This window comes from Lacibacter sp. H375, from assembly GCF_037892425.1.
Lineage (GTDB): Bacteria > Bacteroidota > Bacteroidia > Chitinophagales > Chitinophagaceae > Lacibacter.
On record NZ_JBBKTT010000001.1, the window covers coordinates 511,908 to 534,799 of the forward strand.

General features: G+C 39.9%; 27 protein-coding genes and 1 tRNA gene. 19 read left to right on the plus strand and 9 right to left on the minus strand.

Annotation, left to right across the window (positions count from 1 at the left end; all coding sequences use genetic code 11):
• Window positions 1-40 precede the first annotated feature (40 nt).
• From WG954_RS02235 to WG954_RS02285, 11 genes are all read left to right on the plus strand, one after another.
• The gene (locus WG954_RS02235) at window positions 41-631 is read left to right on the plus strand and encodes a DUF6580 family putative transport protein (protein WP_340433191.1); all 591 of its coding nucleotides are present in this window, start codon (window positions 41-43) and stop codon (window positions 629-631) included.
• A gap of 9 nt (window positions 632-640) precedes the next feature.
• Complete coding sequence (locus WG954_RS02240; protein ID WP_340433193.1) at window positions 641-1,576, plus strand: ABC transporter substrate-binding protein; 936 nt, start codon at window positions 641-643, stop codon at window positions 1,574-1,576.
• Entirely contained in the window at window positions 1,569-1,793 is a 225-nt protein-coding gene (locus WG954_RS02245) for a cysteine-rich CWC family protein (RefSeq protein ID WP_340433195.1), read from the plus strand. The genes WG954_RS02240 and WG954_RS02245 overlap by 8 nt, the downstream gene beginning before the upstream one ends.
• Before the next feature lies 1 nt (window position 1,794).
• Window positions 1,795-2,175 (plus strand): C1orf53 family protein, encoded by a 381-nt coding sequence (locus tag WG954_RS02250; protein ID WP_340433197.1) that lies wholly within the window; start codon window positions 1,795-1,797, stop codon window positions 2,173-2,175.
• Window positions 2,172-2,675, plus strand: coding sequence for a bifunctional adenosylcobinamide kinase/adenosylcobinamide-phosphate guanylyltransferase (locus tag WG954_RS02255; protein WP_340433200.1), 504 nt, complete (start codon window positions 2,172-2,174; stop codon window positions 2,673-2,675). The genes WG954_RS02250 and WG954_RS02255 overlap by 4 nt, the downstream gene beginning before the upstream one ends.
• Window positions 2,676-2,741: 66 nt before the next feature.
• Window positions 2,742-3,491 carry a Dph6-related ATP pyrophosphatase gene (locus WG954_RS02260; protein WP_340433202.1) on the plus strand — a complete coding sequence of 250 codons (750 nt, stop codon included), beginning with the start codon at window positions 2,742-2,744 and terminating at the stop codon, window positions 3,489-3,491.
• A complete protein-coding gene (cobT, locus tag WG954_RS02265; protein WP_340433205.1) occupies window positions 3,463-4,482 on the plus strand; it encodes a nicotinate-nucleotide--dimethylbenzimidazole phosphoribosyltransferase in 1,020 nt (339 codons plus the stop codon). Before WG954_RS02260 ends, cobT begins: the two co-directional genes overlap by 29 nt.
• Before the next feature lie 37 nt (window positions 4,483-4,519).
• On the plus strand, window positions 4,520-5,293 hold the full coding sequence (locus tag WG954_RS02270) for an adenosylcobinamide-GDP ribazoletransferase (protein ID WP_340433207.1): 774 nt from the start codon (window positions 4,520-4,522) through the stop codon (window positions 5,291-5,293).
• Window positions 5,294-5,319: 26 nt separating this feature from the next.
• Window positions 5,320-5,928, plus strand: coding sequence for an alpha-ribazole phosphatase (cobC, locus tag WG954_RS02275; protein WP_340433210.1), 609 nt, complete (start codon window positions 5,320-5,322; stop codon window positions 5,926-5,928).
• A gap of 60 nt (window positions 5,929-5,988) precedes the next feature.
• A complete protein-coding gene (locus WG954_RS02280) occupies window positions 5,989-6,573 on the plus strand; it encodes a MarC family protein (protein WP_182802240.1) in 585 nt (194 codons plus the stop codon).
• A 93-nt stretch (window positions 6,574-6,666) separates the two neighbouring features.
• Window positions 6,667-6,741, plus strand: a tRNA-Arg gene (locus tag WG954_RS02285).
• Between the two features lie 52 nt (window positions 6,742-6,793).
• On the opposite strand, the gene WG954_RS02290 is transcribed toward WG954_RS02285, so the two are convergent.
• The 7 genes from WG954_RS02290 to WG954_RS02320 all read right to left on the minus strand — a co-directional run bounded on the left by WG954_RS02290 (window position 6,794) and on the right by WG954_RS02320 (window position 10,791).
• Window positions 6,794-7,015 carry a hypothetical protein gene (locus WG954_RS02290; RefSeq protein ID WP_340433214.1) on the minus strand — a complete coding sequence of 74 codons (222 nt, stop codon included), beginning with the start codon at window positions 7,013-7,015 and terminating at the stop codon, window positions 6,794-6,796.
• Window positions 7,016-7,060: 45 nt separating this feature from the next.
• A complete protein-coding gene (gene ygiD, locus WG954_RS02295; RefSeq protein ID WP_340433217.1) occupies window positions 7,061-7,699 on the minus strand; it encodes a 4,5-DOPA-extradiol-dioxygenase in 639 nt (212 codons plus the stop codon).
• The gene (locus WG954_RS02300) at window positions 7,689-8,339 is read right to left on the minus strand and encodes an NAD(P)-dependent oxidoreductase (protein WP_340433219.1); all 651 of its coding nucleotides are present in this window, start codon (window positions 8,337-8,339) and stop codon (window positions 7,689-7,691) included. The genes ygiD and WG954_RS02300 overlap by 11 nt, the downstream gene beginning before the upstream one ends.
• Window positions 8,340-8,369: 30 nt before the next feature.
• Window positions 8,370-8,810 carry a DoxX family protein gene (locus tag WG954_RS02305; protein ID WP_340433222.1) on the minus strand — a complete coding sequence of 147 codons (441 nt, stop codon included), beginning with the start codon at window positions 8,808-8,810 and terminating at the stop codon, window positions 8,370-8,372.
• A gap of 21 nt (window positions 8,811-8,831) precedes the next feature.
• The gene (locus tag WG954_RS02310) at window positions 8,832-9,401 is read right to left on the minus strand and encodes a YceI family protein (protein WP_340433223.1); all 570 of its coding nucleotides are present in this window, start codon (window positions 9,399-9,401) and stop codon (window positions 8,832-8,834) included.
• Window positions 9,402-9,434: 33 nt separating this feature from the next.
• Window positions 9,435-10,097, minus strand: a complete 663-nt coding sequence (locus WG954_RS02315; protein ID WP_340433224.1) for an NADPH-dependent F420 reductase — start codon at window positions 10,095-10,097, stop codon at window positions 9,435-9,437.
• Window positions 10,098-10,212: 115 nt separating this feature from the next.
• On the minus strand, window positions 10,213-10,791 hold the full coding sequence (locus WG954_RS02320) for a Crp/Fnr family transcriptional regulator (RefSeq protein ID WP_340433227.1): 579 nt from the start codon (window positions 10,789-10,791) through the stop codon (window positions 10,213-10,215).
• 125 nt (window positions 10,792-10,916) lie between these two features.
• Here WG954_RS02320 and WG954_RS02325 point away from each other — a divergent pair, with 125 nt between their 5' ends.
• A complete protein-coding gene (locus WG954_RS02325; RefSeq protein WP_340433229.1) occupies window positions 10,917-11,690 on the plus strand; it encodes a sulfite exporter TauE/SafE family protein in 774 nt (257 codons plus the stop codon).
• On the opposite strand, the gene WG954_RS02330 is transcribed toward WG954_RS02325, so the two are convergent.
• Both WG954_RS02330 and WG954_RS02335 read right to left on the minus strand, forming a co-directional pair.
• Window positions 11,691-12,656, minus strand: a complete 966-nt coding sequence (locus WG954_RS02330) for a zinc dependent phospholipase C family protein (protein WP_340433232.1) — start codon at window positions 12,654-12,656, stop codon at window positions 11,691-11,693. It abuts the gene before it with no gap.
• Window positions 12,657-12,661: 5 nt separating this feature from the next.
• Entirely contained in the window at window positions 12,662-13,312 is a 651-nt protein-coding gene (locus tag WG954_RS02335) for a DUF502 domain-containing protein (protein ID WP_340433234.1), read from the minus strand.
• 141 nt (window positions 13,313-13,453) lie between these two features.
• On the opposite strand from WG954_RS02335, the gene WG954_RS02340 reads away from it, so the two are divergent.
• The 7 genes from WG954_RS02340 to WG954_RS02370 all read left to right on the plus strand — a co-directional run bounded on the left by WG954_RS02340 (window position 13,454) and on the right by WG954_RS02370 (window position 22,889).
• Window positions 13,454-14,080, plus strand: a complete 627-nt coding sequence (locus WG954_RS02340; RefSeq protein ID WP_340433237.1) for a TetR/AcrR family transcriptional regulator — start codon at window positions 13,454-13,456, stop codon at window positions 14,078-14,080.
• Between the two features lie 85 nt (window positions 14,081-14,165).
• Window positions 14,166-15,581 (plus strand): TolC family protein, encoded by a 1,416-nt coding sequence (locus WG954_RS02345; RefSeq protein ID WP_340433240.1) that lies wholly within the window; start codon window positions 14,166-14,168, stop codon window positions 15,579-15,581.
• A 29-nt stretch (window positions 15,582-15,610) separates the two neighbouring features.
• Window positions 15,611-16,777, plus strand: a complete 1,167-nt coding sequence (locus WG954_RS02350) for an efflux RND transporter periplasmic adaptor subunit (RefSeq protein WP_340433241.1) — start codon at window positions 15,611-15,613, stop codon at window positions 16,775-16,777.
• A gap of 106 nt (window positions 16,778-16,883) precedes the next feature.
• Entirely contained in the window at window positions 16,884-20,453 is a 3,570-nt protein-coding gene (locus WG954_RS02355) for an efflux RND transporter permease subunit (protein WP_340433243.1), read from the plus strand.
• A 131-nt stretch (window positions 20,454-20,584) separates the two neighbouring features.
• Window positions 20,585-21,379: a TIGR00266 family protein gene (locus tag WG954_RS02360; protein WP_340433245.1), complete on the plus strand. Its 795-nt coding sequence runs from the start codon at window positions 20,585-20,587 to the stop codon at window positions 21,377-21,379.
• A 235-nt stretch (window positions 21,380-21,614) separates the two neighbouring features.
• Window positions 21,615-21,947: an ArsR/SmtB family transcription factor gene (locus WG954_RS02365; RefSeq protein ID WP_340428475.1), complete on the plus strand. Its 333-nt coding sequence runs from the start codon at window positions 21,615-21,617 to the stop codon at window positions 21,945-21,947.
• Window positions 21,948-21,971: 24 nt separating this feature from the next.
• Window positions 21,972-22,889, plus strand: a complete 918-nt coding sequence (locus tag WG954_RS02370) for a phosphatase PAP2 family protein (protein ID WP_340433248.1) — start codon at window positions 21,972-21,974, stop codon at window positions 22,887-22,889.
• The last annotated feature ends 3 nt before the right edge of the window (window positions 22,890-22,892 follow it).

A 22,892-nucleotide genomic window follows, 5' to 3' on the forward strand; every position in this document is an offset into this window, starting at 1 on the left:
TTGAATCCACTCATTACTCATCATTAATAACTCATCAACTATGTCTACACAAAAGATCAATCCCCGTTTTGCAGTACTGGCCATTATTATGGTTGTAGTTGCGGCCTTACGTATTCCCAATGCAGCACAGCTTGGGCCTTTGAGTAATTTCACTCCAATTGGTGCTATGGGTTTGTTTGGCGCTGCCTATTTTAGTAAACATTGGAAAGCATTTGGATTTCCGTTGCTTACACTTTTGCTGAGTGATCTTATCATCAACATTTTTGTTTACGACGGACAGTACGGAATTATGTATGGCAGTTGGTATTGGGTGTATGGTGGTTTTGTGTTGATCGTATTATTAGGAAGATTGCTCCTGAAAAAAGTATCGGTAAAATCTGTGGCGCTTACAGGTATTGCTGCAACATTGGTATACTGGTTGGTTGTTGATTTTGGCGTGTTCCTTTTTGGATGTACTGATATTACTACCGGCCAAACAATGGATCACAGTTTTGCAAGCCTTATTAAATGTTATGCACAAGGTGCGCCATATATGAAAAACTTTTTGATCGGCACATTGGTATACAGTGGTATCATGTTTGGTGCATTTGAATGGATGAAAGCAAAAAGTCCTTCTTTACAAACAGCTTAATCACTCATCATGAAAGCCTGCTCCTTTTTACCAGCCGCTACACAAATGATCTATGACATGGGTTTGCAACATTTGCTCCATGGTGTTACGTTTGAATGCCCTGCTACTGCTTTGGAAGAAAAACAAAAAGTGGTGCGTTGTGTAATGGAAGGAAAAAATTACAGCAGCGAAGAGATCGATAAAATATTTTCAGCCAGCAAAGCGCAGGGCAAGAGTTTGTATTATGTAGATGAAGATGTATTACAAACCATACAACCCGATGTGATCTTTACACAGGATGTATGTGAAGTATGCCAGATCGATACGGCCTGCACTGCTGCTGCAGTTGCCAATCTTGAGAAACAACCTAAACTAGTTACGCTCACACCACAAACACTCGACGATGTGTATTACACAGCAGTAACTATTGCAACAGCGTTGGGTCATGAATCGGCAGCTTATAATTACCTGGCAGGTTTGCAAAAAAGAACGACGCATATTCTTGATAAACTACGTCGCCATCAAATGCCGATGAAACGTGTGTTGCTGATAGAATGGATAGCACCTGTTTATAATTGCGGCCACTGGATCCCTTTCCAGGTAGCACAGGCAGGTGGCATTGATATGCTAAGTAATCCCGGTGGCGACAGCATTGTTACAAGTTGGGAAAAGATTGTAAGATATAACCCGGAGATATTAGTGATCGCTCCTTGCGGTTTTCATGTGGATCGCAGCAAGGAAGAATTACATCTCCTAACAGAAAAACCCGAGTGGCAACAACTTGAAGCTGTTAAGAATAATGCCGTATTCATTTGTGATTACGATCTGTTTACACAACCATCGGCTTCAACATTAGTTGATGGTATTGAATTATTAGCTGCGTTGTTTCATCCTTCATTATTTCGTGTACCCAAACACCTGCAAACAAAATACTTTCACTTCTCCAATAGTCTTGAGCATGTGTAAACACGAACAAAAAAACTGTCCACGTTGTGGTGCAGACTTTGAATGTAAAGTTGGCGATGTTACCAATTGCCAGTGTTACGGTATTGAGTTGAGTGTGGAAGAAGAAGCATTCATCACAAAACAATTTGCCGATTGCTTGTGCCGCAACTGCCTGTTGCAATTAAAAAGCAGGCACACCTTATTTGTAGAACAGAAAGATCTATACAGCAACCGTTGATATGGCGAAAGAAAAGAATTGCAGCAGATGTGGTATTGCTTTCGGATGCAGTACAGAAGATAACGGTAATAGTTGCTGGTGCAATCGATATCCTCCTCTATTTACACCAGATCCGGTTATTAATTGCATGTGCCCGCAATGCCTGCACGATGCAACCAAAGAAAAGATCGATGCATATGTTGCGGAGATGACAGTTGAAAAAGCATTAACTAATAATATAGCAAAAGATCTCCCTCCGGCTAAACAATTGATCGAAGGGATCGATTACTACATGGAGAATACAAACTTTGTGTTTACTGCGTGGCATCATTTACGTAGAGGATATTGTTGCAGGAGCGGGTGCAGGCATTGCCCATATGGATTTAAAAAACAAACAGCATGATCATATTTATAACAGGCGGCGCAAGAAGTGGCAAGAGTAAATATGCACAGGAGTTAGCTTTATCACTGAGTGATAGTCCGGTGTATGTTGCTACTGCCAAAGTGTGGGATGATGATTTTGAGAAACGGGTGAAGCGTCATCAGAATGATCGGGATGAACGTTGGACCAGTATGGAAGAACAACGCAATGTAAGTGCATTATCCATTGTGAACCGTGTTTGCGTTATCGACTGTGTAACGCTTTGGCTAACCAATTTTTTTGTAGATACAAAAAACGATGTGGAGGCTTCACTTGCATTGCTGAAAAAAGAAATTGATGCATTGTGTACAAAGCCAGGCACGTTTATCATCATCAGTAACGAAATTGGCATGGGTGTACATGCTGATACAGAGATCGGTCGTAAGTTCACTGATCTGCAGGGATGGGCCAACCAGTACATTGCAGCCTATGCACACACGGCAGTGTTAATGGTAAGCGGAATTGCAGTTAAAATAAAATGAGTAATGAGTGATCGGTAAGAACACTAATCATTCACAACTCATCATTCATTACTCATCACTCATCATATGATACCATCTATATTTTGTTGGAGCGGAGGAAAAGACAGCAGCTATGCGTTGCATAAAGTGTTGCAGGAAGGCAAGTATGATATAAAATATTTACTCAGCACCTTCAATGGCAACTTCAAACGCTTATCGATGCATGGTGTACGGGAAGAGTTGATCGAAGCCCAGGCTGCATCCATCGGCATTCCATTATTAAAAGCATATGTGTATGAAGCAAGCAATGCCGAATACGAACAACAGATGAAAAGCATTTTGCTCCAGGCTAAAGCCGAAGGCATTAATCATGTGTTGTATGGCGATCTGTTTTTAGAAGACCTGCGTGCTTATCGTGAAAGCAAAATGAAAGAGCTTGAAATGCATTGCGTATTCCCTATTTGGAAAACGGATACACAATGGATGATCAATGATTTTGTGGCGAAAGGTTTTCAATCGGTACTTTGCTGCATCAACGATGGCTATTTAGATGAAAGCTGGGTTGGAAGAACCATCGACGAGCAGTTCATCAATGAACTTCCTTCAACAGTTGATCCATGTGGAGAGAATGGCGAGTTTCATTCTTTTTGTTTTCATGGCCCCGTCTTTAAGCATCCAATACAAATTGTAACCGGTGAAAAAACTTACAAAGCATTAGAGATCAAAACCAGCGATCACCCAACTCCTATCAAGGATGTGGGTACAAAAGGTTTCTGGTTTTGTGATCTTCTTTTACAAACAAACAAGCATGACACTTACAGAACAACTGCAATATAAGATCAACAATAAAACCAAACCTGTTGGGGCATTAGGTATGCTGGAAGAACTGGCATTGAAGATCGGTTCAATTCAAAACAGCCTATCGCCCACTATTAACAAGCCGCATATCGTTGTGTTTGCAGGTGATCATGGCGTAGCAGCGACAGGAAAAGTAAATCCTTATCCGCAAGCAGTAACGGCACAAATGGTTTTGAATTTTGCAAATGGCGGCGCTGCCATTAATATATTTACCAAACAACACAATATCGGTTTAACAGTTGTTGATGCAGGAGTGAATTTTGATTTTGATGAATCGCTTCCCATCATTCATGCAAAGATCAATCATGGTACAGCTGATTACAGCGAATACAATGCAATGAGTATTGATGAAGTGAATGCAGCTATTGAAAAAGGCAGCAGTATTGTACAAGATTTATTTGAAGATGGTTGCAATACGATCGGCTTTGGTGAAATGGGTATTGGTAATACTTCTTCTGCATCACTCATCATGCATCACGTATTAAATCTTCCATTAAGTGAATGTGTGGGAAGAGGAACAGGCGCTACTGATGAACAACTGCAACGTAAGCTTGTTACATTAGAAGATGCGAGTCGTTTGCATGAATTGAATCAATACGATATTACGCCTCATCAACTACTTTGCCGTATCGGTGGATTTGAAATTGCGATGATGGTAGGTGCTTATCACAAAGCAGCAGAATTGAATATGGTCATCGTCGTTGATGGTTTCATTGCAACCGCAGCTTTGTTAGTAGCAAAACAATACAATCAAACGATTACCGATCATTGTGTATTTGCACATTGTTCTGATGAGAATGGTCATCGTAAAATGTTAGAGCACTTAAATGCAAAACCATTATTACAATTAGGTATGCGTTTAGGGGAAGGAACAGGTGCAGCATTGGCAATACCATTATTACAAAGTGCTGTTGCATTCTTAAACGAAATGGCTAGTTTTGAAAGTGCCGGTGTCAGCAGCAAAGAATAATTTTAGATACCAGGAATGCAACCAATACTTGATCGATATGCGCAAACAGGTTGAAATATTTTTTACCGCATTAATGTTTTATACAAGGATCCCCTGTCCCAAATGGGTAACGCATGATCCGGAATATCTCAACAAGGCCACACGCTATTTCCCCTTCATTGGCTGGATCGTTGGAGGCGTTTGTGCATTAGTATATATGGGTACTGAGTTTTTTCTTGGCGCACCCATTGCCATTCTACTATCAATGATTGCAGGTGTATTAACAACAGGTGCTTTTCATGAAGATGGTTTTGCCGATGTATGCGATGGTTTTGGTGGCGGCTGGACAAAACAAAAAATACTCGACATTATGAAGGATAGTCGGGTTGGTGCATACGGGGTAATAGGTATGATCCTGATCCTGTTATTGAAGTACTCATCATTAAACTCAGTTCCTTTCAGCCAAATGTGGATGGTATTGTTGGCTGCACATAGTTTTTCCCGTTTGTGTGCAGTGCTTGTTGTTTCAACAAGTGTATATGTTCGGGAGAATGATGACGCAAAAGCAAAACCATTGGCCAAATCAATTACAGCAAAAGAAATTGTTCCGGCTTTCTTGTTTGGATTAGCCCCGTTATTGCTTTTTCAACGTGTGGATATTTTATATGCACTCATTCTTCCACTCCTTGGCACATTTTTTCTTAGAAGATATTTTCATAAATGGATTGGTGGGTACACGGGTGATTGTTTAGGCGCCACGCAGCAGGTAACAGAGGTGTTGTTTTACCTTGGCTTGCTGGCTTATTGGAAAATCGAGTATATACTTTTGTAATACAAATTCATCGACGAGAAAAAACAATGAGTACAGAAATCTATCTCATACGCCATACAACCCCTGCTGTTGAAAAAGGTACTTGCTACGGACAGGCTGATCTTGATGTAACCGAAAGTTTTTTCGATGAAGCAGCATTGATCAAAGAATATTTACCTGCAAGTATTAAATCGGTTTATGCAAGTCCGTTGCAGCGTTGCAGTAAACTGGCCCAACATTTATTTCCCTCATACAATATTTCTTACCACGACGATTTGAAAGAAATTAATTGTGGTGAATGGGAGCTTCGCAAGTGGGATGATATTCCACAAGAAATTGTAATGCCATGGATGAATGACTTTGTAAATGTGCGGATACCTGGCGGTGAAAGCTATCTCGATCTGTTTGCACGCACCACAAGCATTTTCCAAAACATTGCGGAGAAAAAAGAAAGTGCCGCCATCGTTTCGCATGGCGGTGTATTGCGGAGCATTTTATCCCATCTAACCAATACTGCATTGATCGATTCGTTCAACGTATTTAAACTGCAATATGGTTGTGTTGTAAAATTATACTTGCAGGAAGATCAGTTTGCACATGAAGTGTTGCATAATGTTCAAAGCACATCTGAGCAACATAAACCTAGCTTTAAATAGTTGATGATTGCTTAAACAAAGCAGCTCAAAAGAAAAGTTATCTTTGCCGAAACAATCGCCATGAACTTCGACTTCAGCCTCAGCCAGCTGCTTACTGTTTCGTTTACTTTATTTGCTGTGATCGATATTATCGGTTCTATCCCATTGCTGATTGCAATGAAGGATAAGATGGGCGCCATTCGTGAATTTAAAGCAACACTTATTTCCGGTGCATTAATGATCCTGTTTTTATTTGTGGGCGAATCGTTTTTGCAAATGCTGGGTGTCGATCGTCGTTCCTTTGCTGTTGCAGGTTCCATTGTGATCTTTGTGTTGGGGTTGGAAATGGTACTGGGTCACGAATTTTTCAAAAGCGATAAAAATGCAAAAAGCGGAACGGTGGTGCCTATCGCCTTCCCCATTATTGCAGGAAGCGGAACCCTCACCACCATTATGTCGTTGGGTGCCAACTATTCCGATCTTGTAATACTTGTAGCCATCCTTTTAAACCTGATATTAGTATTCTTTGTCCTCAAATCACTAAAGTGGATCGAGAAATTGTTAGGTCCTGCAGGTTTACTTGCTGTGCGAAAATTTTTTGGCGTAATATTGCTGGCCATTGCAGTAAAAATATTTGCAGGTAATGCAGGAGGATTGATCAAATAGGAAAATCCAAAAGCCAATAAACAAAATCCAAAAGAAAAACAGGCGTAGTATACTTCTTGTTTTTTGGGCCTTGTCTCCTGGATCCTAATTTTTGGCCTCGTAGTACAATGGATAGTATAAGAGTTTCCGAAGCTCCAGATTCAAGTTCGATTCTTGACGAGGCTACCAAAACAAAGAGTCGCATCACTGCGACTCTTTTCATTAAACCTTATCATCATCATTAACCTATTTTAACCGATGTCATCGTTAACGACCCGCCAACGGCTTTATCATTAAAGAAAGAAACATCTTCTTTATTGTTTTGCAAACCCAACGTATACAACAAAGGCAGGTAATGTTCTGGCGTTGGAATAGAAAGTTGTGCCTCCTTTCCAAGCAATGAATAATTGATGAGCTTATCGTGTGTTTTATTTCCAATCAACTCTTTAAATGTATTATTCATTTGCAAAGCCCAATCATAACCATATGCAGGCGCATCTAATTTATCCTATGCCACCATGCGTAAATTATGTACCATGTTGCCGCTGCCAATGATCAGCACAGCTTTCTTACGTAAGCTGTACAACTCTTTTGCAAGATCATAATGGTATTGCGGCCCTTTGGTATAATCAATACTTAATTGCAGCACAGGAATGTTTGCTTTGGGATACATATGACGAATGATGGTCCACGTTCCATGATCCAATCCCCAGTCGTGACTTAAGCCAACATCTGCCGAATGAATCAACGACTTTGTTTCCTTTGCCAATTCAGGTGAACCCGGTGCAGGGTACTGCACATCGAACAACGCCTGCGGAAAACCGCCAAAGTCGTGAATGGTTTCAGGAAAATCCATTGCAGTAATATGTGTTCCTTTCGAAAACCAATGCGCCGATACAACCAACACTGCTTTGGGTGTTGGAATTTCAGTGGCCATCTTCGCCCATCTTCTGCTAAATTCATTGTCTTCAATTCCATTCATGGGCGAACCATGACCAATGAACAACACCGGCATCAATTGATCTTCTTCTTTCAACTCATCTGTAAAGCGATTGAACGCTGCCAAGCCTGTCATACCTGCTGCTCCTGTTAATACTGTTGTTATAAATTGTTTCCGTGCATGAACGATTGCTTTATTAATATGCAACTGTAAAACGTTGTTGAATATGTTGCTTCTGCTCCACTTCATCTGCAATAGCAATTGCCATATCTTCTACTGAAATAACACTCCTGTTATTTTCATCAAACACAGGTGTATCATTCCCTTTTCTGTAAGTTCCTTTGCGTTCACCTGAAGTTCCCTGGTGCATTTCCAAAGCAGGACTTAAAAATGTCCACTTCAAATCTTTTTCTTCTCTGATCACATTCAGGTAATCTCTTGCTGCCAATGCACCCGGTTTCCATTCTGCAGGAAACTGTGGAAGATCAACAAACTGATCACCTGTAGCTGTATGTAAACTGCCAGCACCACCAATTATAAATAAATGTTCAACACCCGCTTTCTTCACTGCTGATTGAATACGTTTTGATCCTTCCAGGAAATCAGTGTACAGGTTTGGATTTGTCCATCCTGCATTGTACGAGCTGATCACTGTATCATGACCTTCCACTGCTTTGATCAATTCTTCTTCGCTGTTGATATCAGCATTTACAGCTGTTACATTTTCTGCTGAAGGAAGTTTTTCTGTATTGCGTGCAATACCAGTTATCTGATGTCCTCTATGCTTTAATTCATTTACGATTGCCGAGCCAACAAAACCTGTTGCGCCTATTACTGCTATTTTCATGTGCCGATTATTTTTATGTTAAGTGTTTAGTTATCTGTTTGTCCAGGCCGGTAGTGATTTTTTGCGATGCAGCAAATAGTCAATTGAATATTTTCCACTGCCGGTAATAAAAAGTATTACATACAGTATGAGATATTGAATACCCGGTTCTTGCTTTGCAAACGGATCAGATGAGTGGATATACAATACTGCTACGAGCATGGTAATGATCAACGGAATTACTGCCAGCCTTGTACCTAATCCAAACAGGATAAATACAGAACAGATCACTTCTGCAAATACGGTTAACGTTAATGATAGTTCACCGCTCATGCCAAGTACAGCAGGAAATTGATTTCCATTACCTGAGAACAACATTCCTAGTTTTGGTAAACCATGCGACAGCATTAATGCAGCAGCTGTAATACGTGTGAAGAGTATAGCCAGGTCAATACCTTTTTGGCTAATGTGAATACTTGTTAATTTTTTCATTGTTTAGTGTTTAAGTTTTATTTATTGTGCAAATTCACCGTCTGCTTTAATGAGTACTTCATCGCTGAGCATTGGTGCAGGAAAACCATTACCTAATGCAAAGTCTGAACGTTTGATTGTGCCTGATAACTGAAAACCTGCTGTTGGTTTTTTGCTCATAGGGTTTTCAATTACACCTCTATACAACAAGTCTAATACAACTGGCTTAGTAATACCTTTTAATGTAAGGTCACCTGTGAGTTTATACTTGTTCTTGCCAACGCTTTTAATTCCCGTGCTTTTAAAGCTGATCTCAGGGTATTTTGCTGCATCAAAAAAATCGGCACTTTTTAAGTGGTTATCTCTCATTTCAATACGTGTGTCAATAGATGCTGTTTTAGCTGAGAGCGTAAATTCAGCATCACTGAAGTCTGGTTTTGATGTTTTTACTTCTACATCAAAATCATTAAATGTACCCGATACATCAGAAACACCTAAGTGAGTAATAGTAAATGCAAGTTGAGAATGTGCTTTGTCATTTTTCCACACCGCAACAGTTGTAAATGCTGTTGCTAAAAAGAATACCGAAAGAATAATTGCTACCTTTTTCATTTTGTTTTTTTGATTATGTTGATGAATGTTTACTTATTGATGCAGGATCTTCCAACCTGCGAGCCAGTTATAATTATATTTCATGGTAAGTTGTATCAGCAATAACTGCATTGCTTCGAGAGTACGGCTTACAGAAAGTTTACCTGCTATGATGGGATTGAAACCGGTGGTCTTCACCAATTCTGCAGTTGTCTGCAAAGCAGCTTCGTTGTTACCGGCAATAAATGCATCGGCCTGTTTGCCATCGATAACTGTTTGCGTAAAATTTGCAGCGTAAGTAGTGTTAAATGCTTTCACCACTTTTGCATGTGGCAACAAAGCCTGCAATTCTTCTGCAGCACTTGTCTCCGGATTGGTAACAAGCGCATCGTATGATGCATTGAGTGGATTGGCAATACTGATAACAATTTTTTGATTGGCTACTTCTCTTATCGAATCAGCAATTTCTGCCTGTGCTTCATAAGGTGTAGCGAGTATAATAATATCAGCTTCCCAGCTTGCATGCATAGGACAAGTCATACCGTCAATATCTGCTAACGGAAATTCACTTATGATCGCTGCCTTTAATGCTTCCACTTTGTCAAGCTCTTTGCTGAACAGCAATAACCTGTCGTTCCCTTTTGCAAGTGACTTGGCAATAGCAGAGCCCATGTTACCGGAAGCTCCTATAATTGCGATGGTTCTTTTTGTTTGCATATCAATGAATTTGATATTGCAAAGCTACCGTGAGCAACTACCTTGCTCCAATGACATGTGATAAGAAAAGGCATTGACATCGGATAAGAAAAATCTTGACATATGTCAAGAGAAATTACCGGGAGGCCATCTGCTTGCGTATGCGGCTGAGTGTTTCGGGAGTAATTCCTAAGTAAGAAGCGATCAAATGTTGCGGCACACGATTTACAATTGTTGAGTATTGATCAACAAGGTGCGAATATTTTTCTTCAGCCGTAAGACCAATCGTTCCTTCCAGCCGTTGCTGTAAGGCCACATAAGCATTCTGGTATAACATACGGACATAGGTTTCATACTGACGAACATTTTTTAACAGGTAATCATGTTGTTCATGATCAAGTAACAACAATTCGCAATCTTCCAGTGCTTCGATGTTGAGTTTCGATTCTTCTCTTGTAAAAAAACTATACAGATCAGATATCCAAAATCCTTCAAACGCAAACTGCATTACACGCTGTCCGCCTTTTGCATCGGTAGTGTAAGAATACAATGCTCCTTTTTCAATAAAAGCCATACGGTTGCACACATCACCCTCTTGCAGCAAAAATTGCTTGCGCCTTAACCGTTTTGGTGTGAAATGCGTTTTACACAGCCGCAGATCCTCTTCAGTTGATGGTACTTTTTCCTGGATACTTTTAATGAGAAGTTCAAACATAATTGCCCGATTGAATTTTCAAATGTACAGCTTTGTAATGTGAGTGATAATTAAGAGTAAAGCAGAAAATAATTAATGACAGTTATATTACCTTTATTAACAGTATTGATCAGTAATCATAACACATGGACATCGTTATCATCTGTATCGCCGCTTTTCTTGTTGCCATTCTTACATTTTTTTCAGGTTTTGGTTTGGGTACGATCCTCACGCCTGTTTTTATGTTGTTCTTCCCTGTTGAACTGGCTATTGCGTTAACAGGTATTGTCCATTTTTGTAATAATTTATTTAAACTCTTTCTCGTAGGTGCAAAAGCCGATAAAGATGTATTGATTAGGTTTGGGGTACCCGCTGTTATTGCGGCATTCGTTGGAGCATGGCTGCTATTACAGATAACTGATCTGCAACCATTGTTTTCTTACAACATCGGAAGTAAAACGATTGATGTATATCCTATAAAATTTATTGTTTCTGTTTTACTGCTCATCTTTGCAATTATTGAACTACTACCTTATTTCAAACATCTCCAGTTCAATAAAAACAAATTACCGATCGGTGGAATACTCAGCGGCTTCTTTGGCGGACTATCCGGTAACCAAGGAGCATTACGCAGCGCCTTTCTCATTAAAGCAGGTTTATCAAAAGAAACATTCATCGGCACTGCAGTGGTTGTATCAACTTTTGTTGATTTCACACGGTTGTCAGTTTATGCAAGCCGTTTTAGCAAAGTGGGTATTAAAGAAAATTTTGTAGTGATCATTTGTGCAGTAGCATCTGGCATTGCCGGTTCTTACCTTGGGCTAAAACTATTAAAGAAAGTAACACTTGCATTTATACAAAAGCTGGTAGCTGTATTGCTGATCGTTCTTTCTGTTGCACTAGGCACAGGCCTTATTTAATTAATCATGCTCTCGCCCAACAATTTTTCCATTACGCCAGTTGTTATTCAGTTCTTCAAATTCTTTTAACTCTTCAATAGTAAATTCTTTGTTACTGAGTTTTTTCAGATCGGGCTGACCGGCATTCACCCATGCCGTGTACCAAAAACTTGCTACAGCAAAAATGCTTTGCCGCATGCGGCGTTCAATCATCCCATTCAGTTTATTATTATAGGTAGTGGTAAAGGCTGTTGAATAGGTTCTTATTGTTATGCCATTCCTGTTTTCAAACGAATACTTCTGGTCGGCAGGAAAACTCTGCGTGAGCTCTTTTTCATAACGCAACACCGTATCGGCCGCTGCAGCACTTTCCAATACTCTTGTCCATATAAATTGTCCGGGGTTTTTAATATGCGCTGCTTTATCAATCCAGAAATCAAATTCTTTTTCGGCTAATAACTCCGGTACACGGCTTTCCCAAAAACCATGAATACCATTTTGATTGGTGAATTGTCCGTTATGATTATGCGAAGCATGTAAGGGTACATGTGCATCAGCAATGTAATGGCCGATCTCTGCACTCAGCTTTAAAATTTTGACCTGGTTCTTTTCTTTAAATGCAGTGGTTAATCGCCATAACATTGTTTGCACCCACCATGGAACAATACCATAGGCATTTACTGTGTCGGCACTGAATTTAGTCACAGCACTATCATAGTTGTGCGGCAATTCAGAAAACGGATAAGAGCCGTAATGATCAATATCTATATAATGACGTGGCCCTTCTTCCGGAATTGCATAGCGGCGTTTATCGGGATCAACTGAATGTTCTGTAAGAAAATCAATATGTGTTTTGTAAAACCCGATCATATCCGGCGGCAATAAAAACACCGCCAGGTAATTGATCTTGCGGTGTCCAAAAAATCCCCAGCAGAAACATTGTTCTGAGAGGAGTAATAAAACAACAACGAATAAAGTTTTCTTCATAAACACTATTGCTTGAGTGCTTTCTCTTCTTTCGATATTTGTTCATCGATCTCTTCATCCATTTTTGTAACACCTCCGCTGATCGCAAATTTCATAGCTTCTGTACCTGTCAACTGTCCTTCAAGTGATTTAATACGGTTGGCTGGTATAAGATAAACATTGCCTGCAATCGAATAACTCATGGGCACATAAACAGCAACATAATCTTTCAACCCAAAGTCTTCTGTATCTTCTCTCGTGAGAAAACCCACACGCCACACATCGTTATCATCTATGTTCGCCAGCACCGGCCGGTTGAATTTTTTCTTCTCCCCTGCAAATGCTTCAAAAAAATCTTTTACGGTAGTATAAATAAACTTGATACCGGGTACTTTCTCCAGCCAATGATCAAACAAATTGAAAATACGGCTTTGAATAAAAAAGGTACTGAGGTAACCTACCAAACAAATTGCACCAATTATTATGAGGAAGCCCAGCCCAAAATTGCGGACAATTACTTTTCCTTCATCATCAGTAAAAGTAAAAATGGGGATCAGTTCGTCTATACTTGTCACGATCCAAAACAACGCATAGCCGGTAACCACAATTGGTGCTAACACCAGTAAGCCTTGCAAAAAGTATTGGAATAATCGTTTGTAATTAAAGGTTTTAAACATGTTGTTGCATTTACCTGACCAAAAATACATCATTCGATTGCGGTGCCACAGTATTAATTTTTTGTGACGAATGGAAAATAAATGTGATGGAAACTTTGGCTACGTCTAAAGTTTCCATAGTTTTGTCGCCGAATTGTGAATATGGATACAAAAGAAAGAATACAGAAAAAGGCGCATGAACTGTTTTTGCGGTACGGCATCCGGTCGGTTTCAATGGACGACATTGCTGCACAGCTGGGCATGAGTAAAAAAACCATTTACCAGTTCTTTTCAGAGAAAGATGAACTGGTAACTGCTGTGATGGATGAAGAGGTGAACTACACACAGCATAAATGTGAAATGTGCCAGGTGGATGCACGCAATGCAGTTGATGAAATATTTCTAACGCTGGAACGTGTGCTTGAACAGTTCTCGAACCTGAACCCGATGGTGTTGTACGATGCAGAAAAGTTTCATCCAAAAGCGTTTGAAAAATTCAGGAAGATGAAAGAAGAGTTCCTGTTGCAGGTGGTGGCACATAACATACGCAGAGGAATTGAAGAAGAGCTCTATCGTGATACCATTAATGTAGATATGATGAGCCGCTACCGTGTTGAAACGATGATGGTGCCTTTTGCCATGGCTGCAGCAGCGCCAAGCAAATACAACCTGGTAGATGTATCAAGAGAAACCATTGAACACTTTGTGTTTGGTTTGGCTACACTAAAAGGACACAAATTGATCATGAAATATAAAGAAGAACAACAAAAGAGAAAAAGTAAACCTTAACATCCATACTAACGCAGGGACAATGAAGCCGTTCAATTTTCATTTCCTATGCGGATAGCGGAAAATCACTAACTAAAGACAAGCGATGAAAAAAACAACAAGAAACAAGTGGCTCGTGTTTGCACTGCTGCTGCTTGGTTTCCAATCAACACAAGCGCAAACAGAGTATAAGCTAACGGTAAAAGAAGCAGTAGACCTGGCATTGAATAATGTTGCTGACATTAAAAACCTCCGCATTGATTCGCTAAAGCAGGAAGCACAAAACAAAGAGATCGTTGGATCAGCTTTGCCACAAGTATCAGGAAGCGGCCAGGTGGCACATTATCTTACATTACCTAAGATTCTTTTTCCCAGTGCAGGTAAAACAGATGTATATACTGTATTGAACCAGGAAGGTGTAAAAGATGGAAGCGGCAATACCATTCAGCCAAAACAGGATTTTACAGTGCAGGAATTCAGCTTTGTGCAACCATGGAGTATCACTGCAGGTGTAAGTTTAAATCAATTGCTGTTTCAACCAGATGTATTTGTTGGCCTTATTGCCCGCAAAACTTCTATTGAATATGCAAAAGAAAACATCAAAGTGCAGGAAGAAAAAACACGTGAGCAGGTACAGAAAGCTTACTACCAGGTTTTAATTGCTGAACAACAACTGGGAGTATTGCAGCAAAGCCTGCAACGGTTCCAAAAATTGCTGAGCGATCAGGAGCAACTGTTTAAGAATGGTTTTATTGAAAAACTGGATATCGACAAAACAACAGTTAGCTATAACAATACCAAGTCGAGTGAAACACAATTGAAGAATGTTATTGAGTTGGGCTACGCAGCATTAAAATTCAGTATGGGTCTTACTCAAGCAGACAAAATTGTGCTCACTGAAAAACTTACAACGCAAACTGTAAAAGAAAATATTCTCGATGATGGAAGCTTCAATTATAATAACCGTAGTGAGGTTCGTTTACTAAACACTGTTCAAAAACTACAGCAGCTTGATGTAAGACGTCAGAAACTTGGCTATGCACCAACATTGGCTTTTTTCTACCAGTTTCAACAGCAAGGTCAGTTAAATAAAAACTTCTCTGCGTTCACAGGTCAAAACTGGTTTTGGTTCAACTCTAATCTTATTGGCTTGAATTTAACCGTTCCCATCTTCGATGGCTTTCAGCGTAAGTATAAAATTCACCAGGCTCAATACACGTTGGAAAAGACTGTGAACACTATGGAAAATGTGAAAAAAGCAATCGACCTTGAAAAAACATCGTCACAGATCAATTTGCGTAATGCCATTATTAATATGGATGCACAGCAAAAGAATCTTGAACTGGCGGAACGTGTTTACAATACCACGAAGAAAAAATATGAACAAGGTGTAGGTAGCAGCTTTGAAGTATTGCAGGCCGATACTGAATTTCAACGTGCGCAGGGTAACTACTTTGATGCCTTGTATAACGCAGTGGTAGCTCGCATCAGTTATTTTAAAGCCATTGGACAATTAAACTAATCATCAACCATTACTATAAACATCAAATTATGAAACGTATATTTCAATACACAATCATCGCCGGGTTTGCAGTTGTTCTTGTTGCCTGCGGACAGGGATCAAAAGAAAAACGAGGATCACTCGGCGATAAAAAAGCAGAACTTGAGAAACTGAAAACAGAACAAGTTACGCTTTCAACAAAGATCAAAACACTTGAAGAAGAAATTGCCAAGCTCGACACAGCGGCCGGTAAAAACGACAAAGCAAAGCTGATTGCTGTTACTCCTGTAATAACAGAAGATTTCTCTCATTATATTGATCTGCAGGGAAAAATTGACGCAGATAATATTTCTTACATCGCCCCACCAAACGGACAAGGTGGTCTTGTAACTGATCTATACATTAAAGAAGGACAGTTTGTAAAGAAAGGCCAGCTTATTCTGAAGATGGATGATAAAGTTCTTCGTCAACAAGTAAGAATCACTGAAACACAACTTGCATTAGCAAAAGATCTTTATCAGCGTCAGAAAAATCTCTGGGATCAGAACATTGGCAGCGAAGTGCAATTGATCTCTGCAAAATCGAACGTAGAAGCTTTAGAACGCCAGATCGCAACCATCAATGAGCAGATCAAACTTTACACGGTTTATTCTCCTGTAAGTGGTATTGCTGATGCGGTAAAAATAAAAGTGGGTGAATTATTTACCGGCGCAGGTATGAACGGTGTGCAAATAAGCATTGTTAACAACAGTACATTGAAAGCAGTAGTGGAAGTTCCTGAAAATTATATGACACGTGTGCGTGTAGGAAGCCCGGTTATTGTTACACTGCCTGATATGAACAAAACCTTTAACTCTACAGTGAAACTTTCATCGCAAACCATTAACCCAAGCACAAGAACATTTACAATTGAAGCAGCCATTCCTGGTGGTGGCGTTCGTCCAAACTCAATTGCTGCTGTACGCATTAAAGATTATGATGCACCTAATGCATTGGTTATTCCTGTAAATCTCATTCAAACCGATGACAAAGGAAAGTATGTGTATGTGGTGGAGAAAGACAGCAAAGGACGCAGTATTGCCGTTAAAAAACCAGTTGTTGTTGGTGAATCTTATGGCGACAAGATCGAGATCAAAGCCGGTTTACAAACTGGTATGCAACTGATCTCCGAAGGTTACCAAACCGTTTACGACAAACAAGTTGTAACAATTGGATAAAAGACATCATCAGTAATAAAGCATCGTTATCAAATGATCAATCTTTCATTTGTTGCACTTTACTGCTGATCAACTAAAACAAGTGCTGACTACATAATCTTATTATATGCAATCAAATCTCATAGAAGGGCTCAGCAAAAAGTTCAAGGAGTTTAAACCTACGAGCTGGAGTGTTGATAATCGCACGGCCATCTATATCATCACCATATTAATTACAGCGTATGGGCTTTTCAAGTTCAATACACTGCCCAAAGAACAGTTTCCTGATATTGTGGTGCCTACAATTTCAGTAGCAACCATTTATGTAGGTAATTCACCTGCAGATATTGAGAACCTGGTAACAAGACCAATTGAGAAACAACTCAAAAGCATCAGTGGCGCAAGAGTTATTAAAGTACAATCATCATCACAACAGGATTTTTCACTGATAGTGGTGGAGTTTGATACTGATGTAAAAGTTGATCTCGCAAAACAAAAAGTAAAAGATGCGGTTGATAAAGCAAGAACAGATCTCCCGCAGGATCTTACTGCCGAACCGGATGTACAGGAATTTGCTTTCAGCGAAATGCCCATCATGTTTGTAAACATAAGTGGCGATTTTGATCCGGTAAAACTGAAACAGTATGCTGATAAAATGCAGGATCGTTTTGAAGAATTAAAAGAGATCACAAGAGCTGATATTGTCGGTGCACCTGAAAGAGAGATACAGGTAAATGTTGACCCATACCGCATGGCAAGTTCAAGGATCACTTTCAGTGACATTGAAACAGCCATTGCACGTGAGAATAATGATATTACAGGTGGGCAGGTTGAGATCGGCACTATGAAACGCACTGTGCGTGTTCGTGGACAATTCAACAGTGCATTTGATATCAACAACATTATTGTGAAAGGTGTAAGCGGTGCTCCTGTTTACCTGAAAGATATTGCTACGATTAAAGACACGGTAAAAGAAAATGAAAGTTTTGCCCGGTTGGATGGGAAAAATGTTATTACACTCAACATTGTAAAACGTAGTGGAGAGAATCTCATCAATGCAGCTGATAATGTGAAAGCAACAGTTGCGGATATGCAGGCAAATGATCTGTTACCAAAAGATCTGAAAGTAACCATCACAGGTGATCAGAGTAAGCAAACAAAAACATCGTTCAATGAACTGGTAAATACAATTGTGATCGGTTTCATACTAGTGTTATTGATCCTGATGTTCTTCATGGGTGTAACCAACGCCTTCTTTGTGGCATTGAGTGTGCCGTTGAGTGTGTTTGTTGCCTTCCTCTTTTTACCATTGGCTGACTACATTGTTGGTACAGGTGTTACGCTCAACTTCATTGTATTATTTGCATTGCTGTTCGGACTGGGTATTATTGTGGATGATGCCATTGTGGTAATTGAAAATACACATCGTATCTATCATAACGGTAAAGTGCCAATCATACGCAGTGCAAAAGAAGCAGCAGGTGAAGTATTTATTCCTGTATTAGCGGGTACAGCTACAACACTTGCGCCTTTCTTCCCGCTGTTATTCTGGAAAGGAATCATTGGTAAGTTCATGATCTACCTACCAACGATGCTTATCTTAACGTTGGCTGCATCATTGATCGTTGCGTTCATCATGAACCCTGTATTTGCGGTAAGCTTTATGAAGCCAGAAGGCCGTGCTTATGATGATAAGAAAAGCAACATCTTCCGTAAATGGTATTGGTGGGCATTCATCATCATTGGCATCATCAATCATGTAATAGGAAATCATGGTACAGGTAACTTCCTGTTCTTTATGGCACTGGCAAGTGTACTGAACCGCTACTTATTGCGAGATGCTATTTATTTCTTCCAGGAAAGAGCATTGCCAAGATTGATGAATAGTTATGAAGCGTTGTTGCGCTGGGTATTGAAAGGATGGAGACCTGTATGGATGCTTGTTTCATTATTCTTACTGTTCCCGATTGCAGTAGCATTGCTTGTTGCACGTGGTAACTCTTCAACGTTCTTCCCGAGTGGCGATCCGAACTTTATCTATGTATATTTGAAGATGCCTGTAGGTAGTGATGTAAAGTATACCGATTCGATCACCAGCCTGCTTGAAAAGAAAGTATATAAAATTCTGGAAAAAGAAAAGCCCGGTGAAGAAGGTTCAATTGTTGAAAGTATCATTACCAATGTGGCGGTGAGTGCAAACAACCCACGTGATAACAACCGTAGTACACAGCCAAACCTTGGCCGTATACAGGTGTCGTTTGTGGAGTATGAAAAACGTCATGGCAAATCAACCAAAGTATATATTGATGAAATACGCAGAACCATCAAAGGTATTCCCGGTGCTGCTATTAGTGTAGAACAGGAAGATGGCGGTCCGCCCACTGATCCTCCGGTGAATATTGAAGTAGTAGGTGATAACTTCAACAACATTGCAAAAGTTGCAACAGAGTTATTCAACTATCTCGATACAAACCGTGTGGATGGAATTGATAACCTGCAAATGGATGTTGATCTCAACAATCCTGAAATAACAGTTAGTGTTGATCGTGAAAGAGCGTTGATTGAAGGCGTGAGTACGGGACAAGTGGGTATGGAATTACGTACTGCTTTGTTTGGTAAAGAAGTAAGCAAACTGAAAGATGGTGAAGATGAATACAAGATCCAGCTTCGCTACAGCGAAATGCAACGTAACAACATCATTGACCTGATGAATATGAAGATCACTTTCCGTGATTTCAATACAGGACAAATCAAACAAGTACCGATTAATGCCGTTGCTAAATTTGATTACACAAGCACAAGTGGCGGTGTAAAACGAAAAAACCTGAAACGTACCATTCAGTTGCAATCAAATATTGCTGATCCCACACAGGGTGCGGCTATTAATGCTGCGCTGAAAACAAAGATCGATGACTTTAAAAACAAAGTGCGTATTCCGGAAGATGTAACCATTCGTCAAAGCGGGCAAAGCGAACAGGAAGCTGAAACAAATGCATTCCTTGGAACAGCTCTTGTTATCGCCATTGGTTTGATCTTCTTAATCCTGGTATTACAGTTTAATAGTTTAAGTAAACCGTTTATTGTAGTAACAGAGATCTTCTTCAGTGTTATTGGTGTGTTGTTGGGTTACGCCATCACAGGTAAAACAATTGCAACGATCATGTTGGGTGTTGGTATCATTGGATTGGCTGGTATTGTGATCAAGAATGGTATCCTTTTAATTGAGTTTACCGATGAGTTGCGTCACCGTGGTTACAAAACAAGAGAAGCAGCAATACAAGCGGGTAAGATCAGGATCATTCCTGTATTGCTCACAGCTTTGGCAACAATGCTTGGTCTGTTACCATTAGCTGTTGGCTTTAACATTGATTTCGTATCGTTGTTCCAGCATCTTGATCCCAAGATCTTCTTAGGTGGTGACAGTGTTGTGTTCTGGGGGCCGTTAAGCTGGACGATCATTTACGGATTGATCTTCGCATTCTTCTTAACATTGATGATGGTACCAAGTATGTATATCATCTCTGAACGTTTAAGAAGACCCATGGAACGTTTTTATGGCACCAAGTATATTGCTTTGTTTGGTTTCCTCGGTCCTTTCTTCTTCATCTTTGTAGGCATTATGTATCTCGGCAGAGCCATACAAGGCAAGAAAGTTTGGGTAGGGCAACAACGTAAAACAGTTCCTTCGAAGATTTAAGATAAAAGTCAATTGTCAATTTTAGGTTAGTAACCCTCTCCGTTTCCGGAGAGGGTTTTTCTTTGGCGTTTAACAAAATAATTCTTTACAGATATTTCTCTTCCCATTAATTTCACAAAAAAATTATCATCATGGCAACAGCACACGAAATTGATTACCGCATTGTAGGCGAGGAAATGCAGTATGTAGAAATTGAACTTGACCCCAATGAAACAGCCATTGCAGAAGCAGGAAGTTTTATGTTAATGGATGAAGGCGTTCAAATGGAAACTATTTTTGGCGATGGCAGTGCAAACCAGGGCTCAGGCGTATTGGGTAAATTATTTTCTGCAGGCAAACGATTACTCACCGGTGAAAGTTTATTCATGACAGCCTATACCAATATTGGCCAGGGAAAAAAGATGGTGAGTTTTGCATCACCTTATCCCGGTAAAATTATTCCGCTTGATCTGATGCGTTTAGGCGGACCGATCGTTTGTCAGAAAGATGCGTTCCTCTGCGCAGCAAAAGGCGTAAGTGTTGGCATTGCTTTGCAACGTAAACTGGGCACCGGCTTATTTGGCGGTGAAGGATTTATCATGCAAAAACTTGAAGGCGATGGATTAGCCTTTGTACATGCAGGTGGTCATGTGTTTGAACGTGAATTGAAACCCGGCGAAGTACTGAAGATCGATACAGGTTGTGTTGTTGCTTACACCCACCAGATCGATTTTGATATTCAATTTGTAGGTGGAATTAAGAATACCATCTTTGGTGGCGAAGGTTTATTCTTTGCTACTCTCCGTGGTCCCGGTAAAGTGTGGATACAAACATTACCAGTATCAAGATTGGCCAGCCGTATTCTTTCTTATGGACGAGGTGCACGAAAAGAAGAAGGAAGTTTGCTGGGAGGTTTGGGTAATTTATTGGACGGTGATGGAAGATAATTAAGCGCATCATAATTGTCATCCCGAGGAACGAGGGATCTGTCGCATAGCAGTAAAAATGTTCAACAGTTCCCTCCTACGTCGGGATGACAGAAAACAGAAGCCGGAAAAATTTTTCCGGCTTTTTGTTTGGAAATCTGAAATGCTTAATCGTATATTTGCGATATAAAATAAATAAGACGAACAAATCGTCTTTTTCTTTGAACACAATCATCGTATAAAAACGATAAAAGAAATGGCCATCCACAAGAAAGAAGAATTCAGCACGAAAGAGCAACACCTGGCAGCTTTTGCCAAAGCCATCAGTCACCCCGCCCGTATTGCCATCCTGAGTGTATTGGCAAAACGTAATCAATGTATTTGTGGTGAGATCGTTGAGATATTACCTCTTGCACAAAGCACCGTAAGTCAGCACCTGAAAGAATTAAAGAATGCAGGCCTCATTGATGGCGAAACAGATGGACCACGCAGTTGCTACTGCATTAACTGGAAAGCCTTTGAAAAATTCAATGCCGATTTTAATTCTCTCTTTGAAAAGTTGAAAGAAGCAAACGCCAAATGCTGTTAATTATCATCATCAAATCATAGCAATATGAAACCATTATCATTACTCCTTATCAGTTTTATCATCACACAATTTATTTCAGCACAAAATGCACAACAGAAAAAAAGTCCTGTGCCACCGGCTTGGGGTCATTATCAAAAACTTTCAAACTTATCAGCCTCAGCACAACCAGGGCAGGAAGCAACAGATAAACGCCTGTTTGAATTAACTCCAGCACATAAACAGGTAACTGACCTTTCAGTTACCGAAGTATTTGGATTTCGTTTACGTAAGCCTTTTTATTTAAAAGGAACAGAAACATTTTCCATTGCTCCACCACCGGCCAATAGCTCAGCACAAACCAGAGCAGAATTGGATTTTTTACTGCAACTGCAACAACGCCGTTCTGAAGAAGATATCCGTGCATCAAAATATTATGCAACGGTTTACTACAACACCGATACAAAACCTGGTGATGCGGATTATGAGAGAATGCAACGCAATCTTTTTCATATTGGTCGATCTATTGGCACATGGTTCAATGCAGATTCGTTACCACAAACTGCAGTGTTGGCTGCTAATGTTTGGAAAGATGCAAGTTTTATTATCTGGAAATACAAAAACTATTTTCTCCGCATCAGACCGGGAAAACTTGAACCGGAATTAAAATATTTGGAAGAAACTCCATGGGCAGCTTATCCCAGCGGACATGCAACTAACTCTTACGTAAATGCCTATCTCTATGCTGCCTTGATTCCTGAATTTGAATCCTTCTTTTTAAAAGATGCTTATGATATGGCCCATTCAAGAGAGATCATTGGTGTGCATTACCCTAGTGATTCAGAAAGCGGTCGTTTGCTGGCTTATGAACTTATTCAACGCTTAATGAAGAACGAACAGTTTCAAAAAGATTTTGCAGCTGCAAAAGCAGAGATCAAACAAATAAAAGATACAAAAGGATTCTAACAT